This window comes from Kitasatospora sp. NPDC087314, assembly GCF_044744365.1.
Lineage (GTDB): Bacteria > Actinomycetota > Actinomycetes > Streptomycetales > Streptomycetaceae > Kitasatospora.
The window spans coordinates 40,331-54,904 of the sequence record NZ_JBIUYE010000016.1 but is presented as its reverse complement, the minus strand read 5'-3'; the positions used below and the strand labels follow the sequence as shown (position 1 = coordinate 54,904).

Here is a 14,574-nt window from a genome sequence, read left to right as displayed (position 1 = left end):
ACACGAGCCACAAGGCCACAGGGCCTCAAGGCCGAAGGGTCGCAAGGCCATTGGACAAGGAGCTGATCATGATCGTGGTGACCGGGGCTACCGGAAACGTGGGCCGGCCGTTGACGCGGGCGCTGGCCGAGGCGGGCCACCAGGTGACGGCGGTGTCACGGCATGCGGCGGCGGTGCCGGACGGCGTCCGCCACGTGGTGGCGGACCTGGCCGAGCCGGGCGGCCTCGAACCCGCGCTGGCCGGGGCGAAGGCGCTGTTCCTGCTGCTGTCCGGCGACCTGCACGCGGCCGGAGCCGGCCCGGCCGAGCTCATCGGCCGAGCCGCGGCCGGTGGGGTCCGCCGGGTCGTCCTGCTCTCTTCGCAGGGCGTGGCGACCAGGCCCTTCGGCCCGACGCGGATCGCGGTGCGCGCGGTGGAGGACGCGCTGCGGGAGTCCGGCCTGGAGTGGGCCGTCCTGCGGCCGGGCGGCTTCGCCTCCAACGCCCTGTGGTGGGCCGAGTCCATCCGCACGCAGCGGGTCGTCGCCGCGCCCTTCGGCGACGTCGGGGTGCCGATCGTCGACCCGGCGGACATCGCCGAGGTCGCGGCGGCCTGCCTGCTGGACGACCGGCACACTGGCGGCGTATACGAGCTGACCGGCCCGGAGGTGATCACGCCGCGCGGGCAGGCGGAGGCCATCGCGGCCGCGCTGGGCTCGCCGGTGCGGTTCCAGGACCTCACCCGTGAGGAGGCCAAGGCCGCCATGGCCCGGAGCATGCCGGCGGAGCTCGCCGAGGACACCCTGGACATCCTCGGCTCCCCGAGCCCGGCCGAGCTGCGCGTCAGCCCGGACGTCCAGCGGGTCCTCGGCCGCGCTCCGCGCCGCTTCGCCGACTGGGCCGCCCGCAACGTCGCCGCGTTCCGCTGAGGCCGGGCAGCTGCCACCGGATCGGCGCGCTCGGCGATCCGCTGCCGACGGCTGACTCGCCGGGCAGCTGCTACCGGAACCGCCGGGGCGACGGCTCAGACGAACGGGCCGCGCGGGAACCACGGATCGCGGACCTCCCGGGGCCCGTAGGGCGTCAGCAGCGTCAGGGTGTGCGGCGAGGCCGCGTACTCGGCCAGCTGCACCGCGCCGTAGCGGGTCTCCAACTCGGCCTGCACCGGTACCGGCAGCTTGCTCAGCGCCCGCCGCAGTTGCAGCGCGTCCCGGCGGCTGATCGGGTGCGGGGCGCGCAGCACCAGCCGCAGCGGGCTCAGCGGCCCGGCCACCGGCACCCCGGTGCCCAGCTCGTAGCCGACCGCGCCGATCGGGCCCCAGGAGAGCCGGTGGTCCGCCACCACCCGGCCGACCTCCGGGAGCAGGGCCAGCGCCGGGATCCCGGCGACCCGCTCGGCGTCCAGCCGCTCCCGCCGCTCGGCCAGCTGCTCGGGCCGCAGCGTCCGGGCCACCGCGGACCAGGGCGCCAGCGCGTCCAGCCGCTGCCCGGGGCGCGGGCCGCGCACGGTCACCGGGAACCAGAGTTCGGGCGCCGCCTCCGGATCCCGGGTGCAGCGTTGCGGGTGCGGCAGGTCCACCGGGGAGCCGACCACCGACGGCGCCCGGCCGACCGTCACCCACGGGTGCGCCCGCAGCACCGCTCGCGCCCAGTCCGGCAGCTCGCCGCCCGCCAGTGGGCGCAGCGAGCTGGGGCACTGCATCAGCAGCAGGTCGTGGGCGCCGGGCAGCCGCCCGTCCAGCGCGGCCAGCGGGCCGACCCGCCGGCGCGGTCCGTCGTGGGGCTCCTCGGCGGCGGTGCGTCGGGCGTGGCTTCCGGAATGTACGACGGTCACAGCGGGCTCCAGACGGTGGCGTCAGTTCGGCCGACGGCTCCACCCTGCGCCCGTCCGATGCCGACCGACTACGGTCCTTGGGCGCGTTCACCAGGGACCAAAGGCTCAAGGTGCGTGCGTCCGGACCCGGTGTGAGAGTGGGGGAAGCCCGGTATCCGTCCGAGGAGGAGTCATGGGCATCTTCGACAGGTTCCGCCACAAGACGCACGAGGCGACCGGGCAGGACGCCGCCGAGCGTGCCGCCCTCGCCCACGACGAGGCCGTCGACGCGTACAGCCCCGAGGTCGAGCGGACCCGGGAGACCCGCGAGGCGGAGCAGCGCGCCGCTCAGGAGGAGGACGACCGGCGTGCGGCCGAGAACATGACGGCCGAGGGCGACCCCTGGGGCTGACCGTCCCGGTCCACCCTGCCCGCCCTACCGCCCTGCCCGCTCTACCGCCCCGCCCGCCGATACCGTCCCGCGCAGTCGCCGTCCCGGCCTCAGTGCGTCCGGGGCGGCAGCGGCGGGCGCCGCAGGTCCGGCCGGGGGGTGTCCTCCGGCGGGGGCACCGAGGCGGGCACGTCCTCCAGCAGGTCCAGGGCCAGCTGGACGGCGGCGACCAGCTCGGGGTGGCGCCCCCGGGCCCAGTCCCGCGGGGAGCGCAGCACGTGCACGTCCGGTTCGACGCCGCGGTTCTCCACCGACCAGCCGAGCCCGCCGGTGAACCAGGATGCGTTCTTGGGCACCGAGATCTGGGTGCCGTCGCCGAGGGTGTGCCGCCCGGTCATCCCGACCACCCCGCCCCAGGTCCGGGTGCCGACCACCGGGCCGAGGCCCAGCAGCTTGATCGCCGCGATGACCACGTCGCCGTCCGAACTGGTCGCCTCGTCGGCGAGCGCCACCAGCGGGCCGCGCGGTGAGTGCCGGGGCCAGCGGACCGGCTGGCGGTCCCGGCTGAAGTCCCAGGCGAGGACGTGCCGGGTGAGCTTCTCCAGCACCAGCTCGGAGACGTTGCCGCCGGCGTTGCCGCGCACGTCCAGGACCAGCGCGGGCTTGTCCAGCTCGCGCCGCAGGTCGCGGTTGAACTGCGCCCAGCCGGAGCCGCCGAGGTCCGGGATGTGCAGGTAGCCGCACCGGCCGTCGCTGAACTCCCGGACCAGGGCGCGGCGTTTGGCGACCCAGTTCTGGTAGCGGATGGCCCGCTCGTCGGTCAGCGGGGTGACGGTGATACGCCGCACCGGGCCGTCCGGGCCGGTGCGCAGGGCGAGCTCGACGGTGGTGCCGCCGGTGCCCGCCAGCAGCGGCAGCGGGCCGCGCACCGGGTCCACCGGGCGCCCGCCGACGGCGAGCAGTTCGTCGCCGTCGCGCACGCCCTGGGCGGCGAGCGGGGCGCGGGCGCGCGGGTCCGAGGACTCGCCGGGCAGCACCCGGTCGAGCAGCCAGCGCCCGTCGGGGGAGCGGTGCGCGTTGGCGCCGAGCAGGCCGAGCGGCTGCTGGGCGAGCGAGGGCCCCTCGGCGCGCCGGGAGGGGGTGACGTAGGCGTGTGAGGTGCCGAGCTCGCCGAGCAGTTCGCGCAACAGGTCGGCGAAGTCGTCGGGCGAGCAGATCCGCTCCAGCAACGGCTCGTACTGGGCGACCAGGGCGGGCCAGTCCAGGCCGGACATCCGCTCGTCCCAGAACTGGTCCCGGACGATCCGGGCCGCCTCGTGGTAGGCCTGTCGCCACTCGGTGGCCGGGTGCACGGTGTGGGTGATCCGGCGCAGGTCCACCGTGGTGCCGGCGCCGGGGGCGGCGACCGGGATGATCCGCAGGGTCCCGGCCGAGTAGATCGCGACCGAGCCGCCGTCCCCGGAGACCGCGTAGCCGTCCAGCCTGTCGACCAGGGTGGTCCGGGCGCCCCGGGCGAGGTCGAAGTACTCCAGCGAGGGGCGGCCCGAGGTGTCGTCCGGGCTGGCGAAGGTCTGCCCGAGGGTGCCGGAGATCGGCCAGCGCAGCCAGAGCAGGCCGCCGCGCACCGCGTCGGTGGCCGAGTACTTGGAGGCGATCACCGGGAACTGCAGCAGCCGCTCGCCGATGCCCTGCGGGTCGACCCGGACGGTGCCGTCCCCGCCGCCGTCGCCGCGCGGGCCGCCGTCCTCGGCGGGTGCGGCGAACGGGGACGGCGTGTCGGCGGTGAGCGGGACGAGGTACGGGCGGCAGCCGACCGGGAAGGAGAGGTCGCCGGTGTGCACGTCGTGGACCGGGTCGAAGCCGCGCCAGGACAGGAAGGCCAGGTAGCGGCCGTCCCGGGTGAACACCGGCTGCTCGTCCTCGAACCGGCCGTCGGTGACGTCGGTGATCGGTCCGGGCGCCTCGGTGCGGGTGAGCCGGATCCGGCGCAGCGAGCGCCCGGCGGCCGGCTGGGACCAGGCGATCCAGTGCGAGTCGGGGGAGAAGCGGGCGCTGGAGACCGGCCCGTAGCCGGAGGCGGCGAGTTCGCGGACGGTGCCGTCCGCGGCGTCGACGAGCAGCAGTCGTCCGTCCGAGGCGACGGCGGCCAGGCGGGCGCCGTCGGGGGAGGCGGTGAGTTCCAGGACGCGGCCGAGCCGGCCGGCGGCGAGCACCCGGTGCCCGTGCTTGCCGCCCTCCCCGTGCCCGGGATCGCCCTCGTGCCCGGGCAGCGGCATCACCTCGATCGCGTCGGCGCCCTCGGCGTCGGTGATCCAGGCGGCCTCGCCGGTGTGCCCGAGCACCACCGGCAGCCGGGTCCGCACCCCCGGGGTGTCCGCGAGGGCGCGGGCCGGGCCGTCCTTGTGGGTGAGCCAGTACTGGCTGCCGCGCACGGTGACGACCCCGGCCCGGCCGGTCTGGTCGCAGGCCAGGTCCTTGACCTGGGTGGCGGCACTGACCTGGTACGGGCGGCGGCCGGCCCGGGCGCCGCCGAGCGGGACGGTCAGCCGGCGTGGGGCGGGGGCTTCCAGGCCGTCGAGCAGCCAGAGGTCGCCGGCGTGCTGGTAGACGATCCGGGTGCCGTCGGTGGCGGCCTCGCGGGCGTAGTAGGAGGCGTGGTCGGTGTGCCGGCGCAGGTCGGTGCCGTCGGGGCGGCAGGAGTAGACGTTGCCGATGCCCTCGTGGTCGGAGAGGAAGGCGATCCGCCCGCCGACCGGCATGGGTGAGGAGAGGTGGCCGGGGTGGTCGGCCAGGATCTGCTCGCCGCCCACCCAGAGCCGGCCGACGGCGCCGCCGCGGTAGCGCTTCCAGGCGGCGGGCTCGTGCGGGGCGGCGCCGGTGAGCAGCACGGTGCGCTCGCGGCTCATCTGGGCGTCGCCGACCGGGCCCCAGGGCATCCGGCGGCCGGGGGAGCCGTCGGGCGGCAGCGCGTGCGCCCAGGTGTAGTGGCCGAACGGCTCGTGGTAGGAGGTGACGGCCAGTACCTCGCCGTCCGGCAGCCAGCCGCGCACCCGGGTGTCCTGGCTGCCCCAGTGGCTGAGCCGTCGGGCCTCGCCGCCCTCGACGGGGGCGGTCCACACCTCGGGGGTCAGGCTCAGCCAGCTGGTCCAGGCGAGGGTGCGGCCGTCGGGGGAGAAGCGGGGGTGGCTGACCCGGGTGCGGTCGCAGCCGACCCGCCAGGCCCGGCCGGTGGTGTCGTCGGCGTTCAGCGGGGCGATCCAGACGTCGTCCTCGGCGGTGAAGGCGAGCAGGTCGCCGTGCAGGTGGGGGTAGCGGAGGTAGCCGGGCGGGGTCACCCCTCCATCCTTCGACGGGGTGTCACACCCGGCAACCGGGGCGGTCCGCCGGGGTCGTCGGCTGGGGCGGGCCGCCCCGGTCGTCCGAACCGGTCTGGATCATTGACACCGTGCTGTATGCACGGATCACCCGGCCCACCTCCTTCCGGTCGACGCGGTCAACATGCGGCACGGCACTGACAAGGCGGCGATCTCCGCCGACTTCCACGTGGCGATGACCGACCTGCTGCTCAACGGCTTCCCGGTGGCGGGCAACATCGCCGGCATGTTCCCGCCGCTGCCCGCCTCCAAGATCGCCATCGGCATGCCGGCCACCACCAACGCCGGCAACGGCTACATCGCCCCGGCCGAGGTGAACAAGGCCCTGGACTGCCTCACCAAGCTGGCCAACTGCGGGACGTACGTGCCGCGTTCGGGCGCCCAGCCGAACCTGCGCGGGCTGATGGCCGGGTCCGTCAATCGGGACCAGTTCGGCGGCCGGGAGTTCTCCCGGAACTTCGACGGCTACTTCCACCGCTGACCGCGCCCCCGGGGCGCCGACGGCCCGTCGGCCCGGGACCGGTCGGAGCTTGAACCTGACACCGGTGTGAGGTCCGAGCATGAGCCCATGCCGACCACAACCCCGACGCCTCCCGTCACCACAGCCCCCCGATTCCCGCTGCCCGCCCTGCTGGCGCTGGCCACCGCCGTCTTCGTCACCGCGCTCACCGAGAACCTGCCCGCCGGCGTCCTGCCCGGGATGGGCGAGACCCTCGGCGTCAGCGAGTCGGCCGCCGGCCAGACCGTCACCGTCTACGCGATCGGCTCCGCCGTCACCGCGATCCCGCTCACCGCGGCCACCGCCGGCTGGGGCCGCAAGCGCCTGCTGCTCACCGCGATGGCCGGCTTCGCCGTCGCCAACACGGTGACGGCGGTCTCCACCGACTACCTGCTCACCCTGGCCGCCCGCTTCCTCGCCGGCGTCGCGGCCGGCCTGGCCTGGGCGCTGCTGGCCGGGTACGCCCGCCGCCTGGTGCCGCCCGAGCAGCAGGGCCGGGCGATGGCGGTCGCGATGGCGGGGGTGCCGCTGGCGCTGTCGCTCGGGGTGCCGGTCGGCACCCTCCTCGGCCGGGTGCTGGTGTGGTGGGTGCCGTTCCTGGCGATGACGGCGCTGGCCGTCGGCGTGGTCGGCTGGATCGTGGCGACGCTGCCCGAGCAGCCCGGCCGGCCGGGCGGCGAACGGACGCCGGTGCGGCGCGCGCTCACCGTGCCCGGGGTGGTGCCGGTGCTCACCGTGACGGTGCTCTTCGTGCTCGCCCACACCCTCCTGTTCACCTACGTCGCGCCCTTCCTCGACCGGGCCGGCCTCGGCGACGCCACCGACGCGGTGCTGCTGGTGTTCGGGCTGGCCTCGCTGGTGAGCGTCTGGTTCACCGGCGCGCACATCCACCGTCGGCTGCGCCGGCTGACCGTCGGCGGCGCGCTGCTGGTCGCGGTGGCGGCGGGCGTCCTCGGCCTGTGGTCCGCCAGCGCGCCGCTGGTCTACCTCGCGGCGCTGCTCTGGGGCCTGGGCTGGGGCGGCGCGCCGACCCTGCTGCAGACCGCCGTCGGCGACGCCGGCGGCGCCCGGGCGGACGCCGCCCAGGCGATGCTGGTCACCCTCTGGAACGCCGCGATGGCGGGCGGCGGCGTGGTCGGCGGCCTGGTGCTCGGCCACCTCGGCACCGGCGCACTGCCCTGGACGGTCCTCGCCCTGCTGCTCCCCGTCCTCGCCGTGGCCGTCGGCGCCCGCGCCCACGGCTTCCCGGCCGAACGCCGTTAGCCCAGCAGCAGCCGCTTCGAGCGCAGTTCGGCGACCAGATCGGGCGGGGCCGTCGCGATCGAGCCGGCCGAGTACGGCGGCTGCGGGTCGTACTCGATGATCAGCTGGATCGCCTCCGCGGTCGCGTCCCCGGCCAGCAGGCCGGTCAGCGTCAGTGCGAGGTCGATCCCGGCCGAGGCCCCGGCCGCGGTCGCGTACTTGCCGTCGACCACGACCCGCTCGGTGCCGGTCGGCTCGGCCCCGAACCGGGCCAGCTCGTCCAGGCAGATCCAGTGAGAGGTGGCCCGCCGGCCGGTGAGCAGTCCGGCGGCGCCGAGCACCAGCGAGCCGGTGCAGACCGAGGTGGTCCAGGTGGTGGTCGCGTCCACCGCGCGCACCCACTCCAGCACGGCCGGGTCGGTCAGCTGGGCCTCCATCCCCGGCCCGCCGGGGACGAGCAGCACGTCGGCCGAGTCCACCTCGTCCAGAGCGGCGTCCGCGGTCAGTGCCAGGGTCTTCATGTCGGTGCGGACCGGGCCGGGCTTCGCGGCGGTGAACACCACCTCGGCACCGGGGATGCGGGACAGCACCTCGCAGGGGCCGACCGCGTCCAGGGCGGTGAAGTCGTCGTACAGCAGAACGGCGATACGCATCAGTGTCCTCCAAGGGGGTGGGGGTGGAAGCGGCGTCGGTACTCGGCGGGTGGGGCGGCCAGGGCTCGGACGAAGGCGCGCCGCATCGCCTCCGGGGTGCCGTAGCCGCAGGCGCGGGCGACCTCCTCGATCCCGTCGTCGGTGTCCTCCAGCCGGCGGCGGGCGGCCTCCAGCCGGACCCCGTCCACGTACCGGCCCGGGGTCACCCCGACCTCGGCGGTGAAGGCGCGGGCGAAGTGCCGCGGCGACAGCGCCGACCGGTGGGCCAGCGCCTCGACCGACAGGTCGGCCTCCGGGTGCTCGGCGATCCACTGCTGGATCTCGCGCAGCGGCTGCCGGGCCGCCACCTGGGCGGCCAGCTGGGTGCTGAACTGGGCCTGGTTGCCCGGCCGGCGCAGGAACACCACCAGGTGACGGGCGATCAGCAGGGCGGCGTCGCGCCCGAGGTCCTCCTCGACCAGGGCCAGCGCCAGGTCGATCCCGGCGGTGACCCCGGCGGAGGTGGCGAGGTGCCCGTCCCGGACGTGGATCGGGTCGGGGTCGACCTCGACGTCCGGGAACCGCCGGGCCAGCGCGTCGCAGTACGCCCAGTGCGTGGTGGCCCGGCGCCCGGCCAGCAGCCCGGCCTCGGCGAGCAGGAAGGCCCCGGTACAGACCGACACCACCCGTTCGGCCCCCTCGGCCAGCTCCCGGATCCGCGCCACCAGCGCCCGGTCCGGGGCGCGGGTGCCCTCCCCGCCGGGGACCAGCAGGGTGTGCACCGGCCCGACCTCGGCGAGGTCCGTGTCCGGCGCCAGCCGCAGTCCGCTGTGGCTGCGCACCGGACCGCCGCCGGGGGAGGCGGTGGTCACCCGGTACGCGCCCGGCCGCCCGGCGGCTGTGCCCGCTCCCGCGAACACCTCCAGGGGGCCGGTCACGTCGAGGCTCTGCACGCCCTCGTAGAGGACGACGACCACGCTGCGTGCGCTCATGTGATCAGCCTGTCAGCGGCCGGCGGTGGCAGCAATGACCTGTTTCCCACCTTTTCTGCCACCGGCGGGCGAGTGGGCGGCAAAACGCCGGAAGGCCCTCCGCTCTCGCGAAGGGCCTTCCGGCTGTCTGTGCGCCGCCAGGGACTCGAACCCCGGACCCGCTGATTAAGAGTCAGCTGCTCTAACCAACTGAGCTAGCGGCGCCTGCTGACGTGGAAGACATTACCTGGTCGGCAGCCGAAACACACAATCGGCCCGGACGGCGGCCGCACCCGCCGCGGCCTCAGGCGGTCAGCACCACCTTGCCCCGGACGTGCCCGGTCGCGACCAGCCGGTGGGCGTCGGCGGCGCGCTCCAGGGGCAGCGCCTCGGCGACCTCCAGCCGCAGCTCGCCCGCCTCCCACAGCTTCACGAGCTCGGCCAGCCGTTCGGCCGTCCGCTCCCCGCGCAGCGGGCGCACCCCGAGCCGTTCGGCGCCCGCGTAGTCGACCACGGTGCCGATCCGGCTCCGGTCGGCGACCAGCTCGACCGAGGCCTCCAGGGCGCCCCGCCCGGCGGCGTCGAAGGCGGCGTCCACGCCTTGCGGGGCCGCCTCACGGACCCGCTCGACCAGCCCCTCGCCGTACGCGACCGGGATCGCGCCCAGCTCGCGCAGGTAGTCGTGGTTGGGCTCGCTCGCGGTGCCGATCACCGTGGCGCCCCAGGCCCGGGCGAGCTGGACCGCGACCGTGCCGACCCCGCCGGAGGCGCCGTGCACCAGGACGGTGTCGCCGGGGCCGACCCCCAGCAGGGTGAGCGCCAGGTGCGCGGTCTGACCGGAGGCGGAGAGCGAGCCGGCCTGTTCCCAGGGCATCCCGGCGGGCCTGGCCACCAGCCTGGCGGGGTCCACCGTGACGAACTCGGCCTGGCCGTTCAGGAACCCGAAGCCCAGCACCTCGTCGCCGATCCGCCGGCCCCCGGCGCCCGGCCCGATCCGGTCCACCACCCCGGCGAACTCGTTGCCGAGGACGAACGGCGGCTCGACCGCCAGCCCCGGCGGACGGAAGCCCTCCCGGATCGCGAGGTCCACCGGCTGCACCCCGGCCGCGAAGACCCGCACCCGCACCTCGCCCGGGCCGGGCTCCGGATCGGGCACCTCGGTGACCCGCAGGACCTCCGGACCGCCGGACCTCGTCACGGTGACCGCCTTCATGTCCGCTCCCGCCCTCTCGACCGTTCGACTGCCCCGATCCTCGAACCTGAAGCCCGCTTGAGGTCAAGTCGCCGTTCGGCGCGTCTTCACCGATGGGTGCATTGTCAGATTTATCCTGGGCGGCGCTCAGCCGTCCGTCAGCGAGAGGAACGTTTCCGTGGGCCAGCTGCCCCTGCTCTTCCTGGTGCTGCTCGCCTCCGTGGTGACCATGCCGCTCGCGCGCAGGACCGGAGTGCCGCAACCGGTCCTGATGACCCTGCTCGGCATCGTCATGGCGCTCGTCCCGCAGATCCCGGACGTCACGATCGAGCCCGAACTGATCCTCCCGCTGGTCCTGCCGCCGCTGATCTTCGCGGTCGCCCGGCGCTCCTCGGTGCGCTACTTCAAGGCCAACGTCCGCTCGATCCTGCTGCTGGCCGTCGCCCTGGTGGTGGTCACCACGGCCGCGGTGGCCGGGGCGGTGCACTGGCTGCTGCCCGCCCTGCCGGTCGCCGCCGCGATCGCGGTCGGCGCGCTGGTCTCCCCGCCCGACCCGGTGGCCGCCGTCGCGGTGGCCGGCAGCGTCGGCCTGCCCCGGCGCCTGGTGGCGATCCTGGAGAGTGAGGGCCTGTTCAACGACGTCACCGCGATCGTCGTCTACTCACTGGCCATCGAGGCCGTGGTCAGCGGCGACTTCTCGATCGGCCACGCGGCGCTGCGCTTCGTCCTCTCCGCGGTGCTCGCCGTGGTCGTCGGTGTCGCCCTCGGCTGGGTGAACGCCAAGCTCGCCGAGCGCCTGGACGATCCGACCCAGCAGGTCGCGCTCAACCTGCTGGTGCCCTTCGCCGCCTACACCATCGCCGAGGAGATCCACGGCTCCGGCGTGCTCGCCGTCGTGGTCTGCGCGCTCTACCTCGCCGAGCGGGCCTCCGACGCCGACGCCGTCTCCTACCGGCTGGTCGGCAACGCCTTCTGGGAGGTCGTCGAGATCCTGATCACCGGCGTCGCCTTCGGCCTGATCGGCCTGGAGCTGGCCACCGTGCTCAAGGAGGCCGGCCGTGGCTGGACCGGTTTCCTCGGCGACGCCGCCGTGGTCATCGGGGTGGTCGTGGTGGTCCGGCTGCTCTGGCTGCTGCCGGCCGGCTGGCTGTCGAAGAGGCTGCGCAGCGGCGACGACGAGGACACCCCGTTCAGCTGGAAGGAGAGCGTGATCCTCTGGTGGTCCGGCATGCGCGGCGTGGCCACCGTCGCCCTGGCCCTCGCCATCCCGCTCACCCTGCACTCCGGCGCGGACTTCCCCGAGCGCGGCCGACTGGTCTTCATCGCCTTCAGCGTGGTGCTGTTCACCCTGCTGGTGCAGGGACTCACCCTGCCCTGGCTGGCCAAGCGGTTCGAACTGGACATCGACCAGGACAAGCACGAGCAGGCCGTGCGCCAGCTCTGGTGGCGGGCCGCCAAGGCGGGGCTCCAGCGGCTCGGCGAACTGGAGGAGCAGGACCGGCTGCCCGTCGAGGTCGCCGACCGCCTGCGGGACCGTCAGCACGACCGGCTGGCCCGGCTCTGCCCGGAGAACTACGCCGAGGAGGAGGCCGCCGAGGCGAAGCTGCGCCTCGCCCAGTGGCGGGCCGCCCGGGACGTCGAGCAGGAGATGATCGCCGCCTCCCGCCGTGAGATGCTCGCCGCCCGCAGCGAGCTCGGCGCCGATCCGGAGCTGGTCGACCAGGTGCTGCGCGGGCTGGACCTGCGATCGGAACGGAAGTGACGAGGCGTCCGGCCGCCGCGGGCCGGAATGTGCGCGACCCCGCCGCCCGTTGCATAGGCTGAGCCCGGGCAGGCCGTCAACGACGTCGGCGCACCACCAGTACCCGCACGACCTCGCACGGAGACCCTTGCGGCCTGGCCCGCACCGCCTGGCCCTGCCGGTATCCGCACCCAGATGAATCGAGGAACCCCCGATGTCGGAGACCCGCGCCGACGCCCGCACCCCGCTCGACCGCACCCCGCAGTGGGCCGCCCTCGGAAAGCACCGGGCCGCGCTGGGTGACACGCACCTGCGCGAGCTGTTCGCCGCCGACCCGGAGCGCGGCCGCCGCTACACCCTCCAGGTCGGCGACCTGCACGTGGACTACGCCAAGCACCTGGTCACCGACGAGACGCTGGAGCTGCTGCGCGAACTCGCCGCGGCCACCGGCGTCGCCCGGCTGCGGGACGCGATGTTCCGCGGCGAGAAGATCAACAACACCGAGCACCGCGCCGTCCTGCACACCGCGCTGCGCGCCCCGCGCGGCGCCGTGATCGAGGTCGACGGCGAGAACGTGGTGCCCGCCGTGCACGCCGTCCTCGACAAGATGGCCGGTTTCGCCGAGCGGGTCCGCAGCGGCGAGTGGCGCGGCCACACCGGCAAGCCGATCCGCACCGTCGTCAACATCGGCATCGGCGGCTCCGACCTCGGCCCCGCGATGGCCTACGAGGTGCTCCGCTCGTACTCCAAGCGCGACCTCGACGTCCGCTTCGTCTCCAACGTGGACGGCGCCGACCTGCACGAGGCGGTCCGCGACCTCGACCCGGCCGAGACGCTGTTCATCGTCGCCTCGAAGACCTTCACCACCATCGAGACCATCACCAACGCGGTCTCCGCCCGCGACTGGCTGCTCACCGGGCTGGGCGCCGGCACCGAGGCGGTGGCCAAGCACTTCGTCGCGCTGTCCACCAATGCCGAGGGCGTGCAGGACTTCGGCATCGACACCGCCAACATGTTCGAGTTCTGGGACTGGGTCGGCGGCCGCTACTCCTACGACTCGGCGATCGGCCTCTCGCTGATGATCGCCATCGGCCCGGACGCCTTCCGCGAGATGCTGGACGGCTTCCACCTGGTCGACGAGCACTTCCGCACCGCGCCGCCGGAGCAGAACGTCCCGCTGCTGCTCGGCCTGCTCGGGGTCTGGTACGGCGCGTTCTTCGACGCCCAGGCGCACGCCGTGCTGCCCTACTCGCACTACCTGTCGAAGTTCACCGCCTACCTGCAGCAGCTGGACATGGAGTCCAACGGCAAGTCGGTGACCCGCGACGGCTCGCCGGTGAACTGGCAGACCGGCCCGGTGGTCTGGGGCACCCCCGGCACCAACGGCCAGCACGCCTACTACCAGCTGCTGCACCAGGGCACCAAGGTCATCCCGGCCGACTTCATCGGCTTCGCCGAGCCGGTCGCCGACCTGCTCCCGGGCCTGGTCGCCCAGCACGACCTGCTGCTGGCCAACTTCTTCGCCCAGACCCAGGCGCTGGCCTTCGGCAAGACCCCGGAGGAGGTCGCGGCCGAGGGCGTGCCCGCCGAACTCGTCCCGCACAAGACCTTCCAGGGCAACCACCCGACCACCACCATCCTGGCCGCCGAGCTGACCCCCTCGGTGCTCGGCCAGCTGGTCGCGCTGTACGAGCACAAGGTGTTCGTCCAGGGCGCGATCTGGAACATCGACTCCTTCGACCAGTGGGGCGTCGAGCTGGGCAAGGTGCTCGCCAAGCGGATCGAGCCGGTGCTGCTCACCGGCGAGGGCGCCGGGCAACTGGACAGCTCCACCGCCGAGCTGGTCGCCCGCTACCGCGCGCTGCGCGGCCGCTGAGCCCCGGCCGGGCCGTCCGCTCCGGCGGGCGGCCCGGCGTTCTCGTCCCGTCGGACGCGGCGGAGAACGCCGAGAGGCCCCTCGCTTCCGCGAGGGGCCTCTCGGCTGTCTGTGCGCCGCCAGGGACTCGAACCCCGGACCCGCTGATTAAGAGTCAGCTGCTCTAACCAACTGAGCTAGCGGCGCCTGCTGACAGAGAAGACTTTAGCAGCGGCTCCGGTCCGCGCCAAAATCGAATACCGGTCGTCCGGCGTTCACCCCCCGGTCACGACCGCCGCACCGGACGGCACCGCCGGGACCGGCTCCCGGGCCGCCCGCACGCACGCCCACAGCACCACCGAGGCGCCCGGCAGCCACGGCTCCCGGTCCTCCGGCGCGACGATCCACCGGCCGGAGCCCAGCCCGGGGGAGTCCGGGCTGTTCACCATGCGCTGCACCGGCGGCACCGTCACCGCGTCGCCCCTGCCGTGGCACAGCAGCGGCGGCACGTCCCGGGCCCACTCCTCCCAGGCCAGCAGCCGGCGCAGCCGGGGTGCCGCGCCGGGCCGGACGAACAGCAGCGTCCGCCCCCGGTAGGAGGCGACCGGCCCGCAGCCGGGCCCGGAGGCCCACAGCTCGTCCAGCACCCGGCGGCCGAACAGGGCCGGCATGCTGATCACGTCGAAGGCGCGACCGCAGGGCAGCACCGAGGGCGCCCACGGGCGGGCCTCCCAGAGGGCGCGCATGCTGCGCGGGTACTCGCTGGCGGAGGCGAGCCAGGCCTCCCCGGCGACGGTGACGTACTCCACCGACTGATACGTCCAGATGTCCACGGACAGCAGCCTGCGCGGTCCGCCGGCACGGCGGGAGGGAAAGCACCGTTTG

General features: G+C 74.7%; 11 protein-coding genes, 2 tRNA genes and 1 pseudogene. 6 read left to right on the top strand and 8 right to left on the bottom strand.

Translation table 11 applies throughout. From position 1 onward, the window contains the following. Positions 1-68 precede the first annotated feature (68 nt). Positions 69-908 carry an SDR family oxidoreductase gene (locus ACIO5E_RS30920; protein ID WP_400674189.1) on the top strand — a complete coding sequence of 280 codons (840 nt, stop codon included), beginning with the start codon at positions 69-71 and terminating at the stop codon, positions 906-908. Positions 909-1,003: 95 nt separating this feature from the next. On the opposite strand, the gene ACIO5E_RS30915 is transcribed toward ACIO5E_RS30920, so the two are convergent. Next, complete coding sequence (locus ACIO5E_RS30915; RefSeq protein ID WP_400674186.1) at positions 1,004-1,813, bottom strand: phosphoribosyl-dephospho-CoA transferase MdcG domain-containing protein; 810 nt, start codon at positions 1,811-1,813, stop codon at positions 1,004-1,006. Positions 1,814-1,985: 172 nt separating this feature from the next. Between ACIO5E_RS30915 and ACIO5E_RS30910 the strand changes: the two genes are divergently transcribed. Continuing rightward, positions 1,986-2,204, top strand: a complete 219-nt coding sequence (locus ACIO5E_RS30910) for a hypothetical protein (protein ID WP_400674184.1) — start codon at positions 1,986-1,988, stop codon at positions 2,202-2,204. 89 nt (positions 2,205-2,293) lie between these two features. On the opposite strand, the gene ACIO5E_RS30905 is transcribed toward ACIO5E_RS30910, so the two are convergent. Continuing rightward, the gene (locus ACIO5E_RS30905) at positions 2,294-5,518 is read right to left on the bottom strand and encodes a S41 family peptidase (protein WP_400674183.1); all 3,225 of its coding nucleotides are present in this window, start codon (positions 5,516-5,518) and stop codon (positions 2,294-2,296) included. A gap of 196 nt (positions 5,519-5,714) precedes the next feature. On the opposite strand from ACIO5E_RS30905, the pseudogene ACIO5E_RS30900 reads away from it, so the two are divergent. Next, positions 5,715-6,038: pseudogene (locus tag ACIO5E_RS30900) on the top strand (chitinase); the annotation flags it as partial. Positions 6,039-6,125: 87 nt separating this feature from the next. Next, positions 6,126-7,319, top strand: coding sequence for an MFS transporter (locus ACIO5E_RS30895; protein ID WP_400674181.1), 1,194 nt, complete (start codon positions 6,126-6,128; stop codon positions 7,317-7,319). Here the strand turns inward: ACIO5E_RS30895 and ACIO5E_RS30890 are convergent. From ACIO5E_RS30890 to ACIO5E_RS30875, 4 genes are all read right to left on the bottom strand, one after another. Beyond that, entirely contained in the window at positions 7,316-7,951 is a 636-nt protein-coding gene (locus tag ACIO5E_RS30890) for a DJ-1/PfpI family protein (RefSeq protein ID WP_400674179.1), read from the bottom strand. The two genes, ACIO5E_RS30895 and ACIO5E_RS30890, sit on opposite strands and share 4 nt — an antisense overlap. Beyond that, positions 7,951-8,922, bottom strand: coding sequence for a GlxA family transcriptional regulator (locus ACIO5E_RS30885; protein WP_400674177.1), 972 nt, complete (start codon positions 8,920-8,922; stop codon positions 7,951-7,953). The genes ACIO5E_RS30890 and ACIO5E_RS30885 overlap by 1 nt, the downstream gene beginning before the upstream one ends. A gap of 130 nt (positions 8,923-9,052) precedes the next feature. Beyond that, positions 9,053-9,126 (bottom strand) — tRNA-Lys (locus ACIO5E_RS30880). 79 nt (positions 9,127-9,205) lie between these two features. Further along, positions 9,206-10,114, bottom strand: a complete 909-nt coding sequence (locus tag ACIO5E_RS30875; protein WP_400674175.1) for an NADP-dependent oxidoreductase — start codon at positions 10,112-10,114, stop codon at positions 9,206-9,208. A 157-nt stretch (positions 10,115-10,271) separates the two neighbouring features. Between ACIO5E_RS30875 and ACIO5E_RS30870 the strand changes: the two genes are divergently transcribed. Next, on the top strand, positions 10,272-11,855 hold the full coding sequence (locus ACIO5E_RS30870; protein WP_400674172.1) for a Na+/H+ antiporter: 1,584 nt from the start codon (positions 10,272-10,274) through the stop codon (positions 11,853-11,855). Positions 11,856-12,048: 193 nt separating this feature from the next. After that, positions 12,049-13,710, top strand: coding sequence for a glucose-6-phosphate isomerase (pgi, locus tag ACIO5E_RS30865; RefSeq protein ID WP_400674170.1), 1,662 nt, complete (start codon positions 12,049-12,051; stop codon positions 13,708-13,710). Between the two features lie 112 nt (positions 13,711-13,822). On the opposite strand, the gene ACIO5E_RS30860 is transcribed toward pgi, so the two are convergent. Further along, positions 13,823-13,896: transfer RNA gene (locus ACIO5E_RS30860), tRNA-Lys, on the bottom strand. Between the two features lie 68 nt (positions 13,897-13,964). Beyond that, entirely contained in the window at positions 13,965-14,522 is a 558-nt protein-coding gene (locus ACIO5E_RS30855; protein ID WP_400674169.1) for a bifunctional DNA primase/polymerase, read from the bottom strand. Positions 14,523-14,574: the final 52 nt, after the last annotated feature.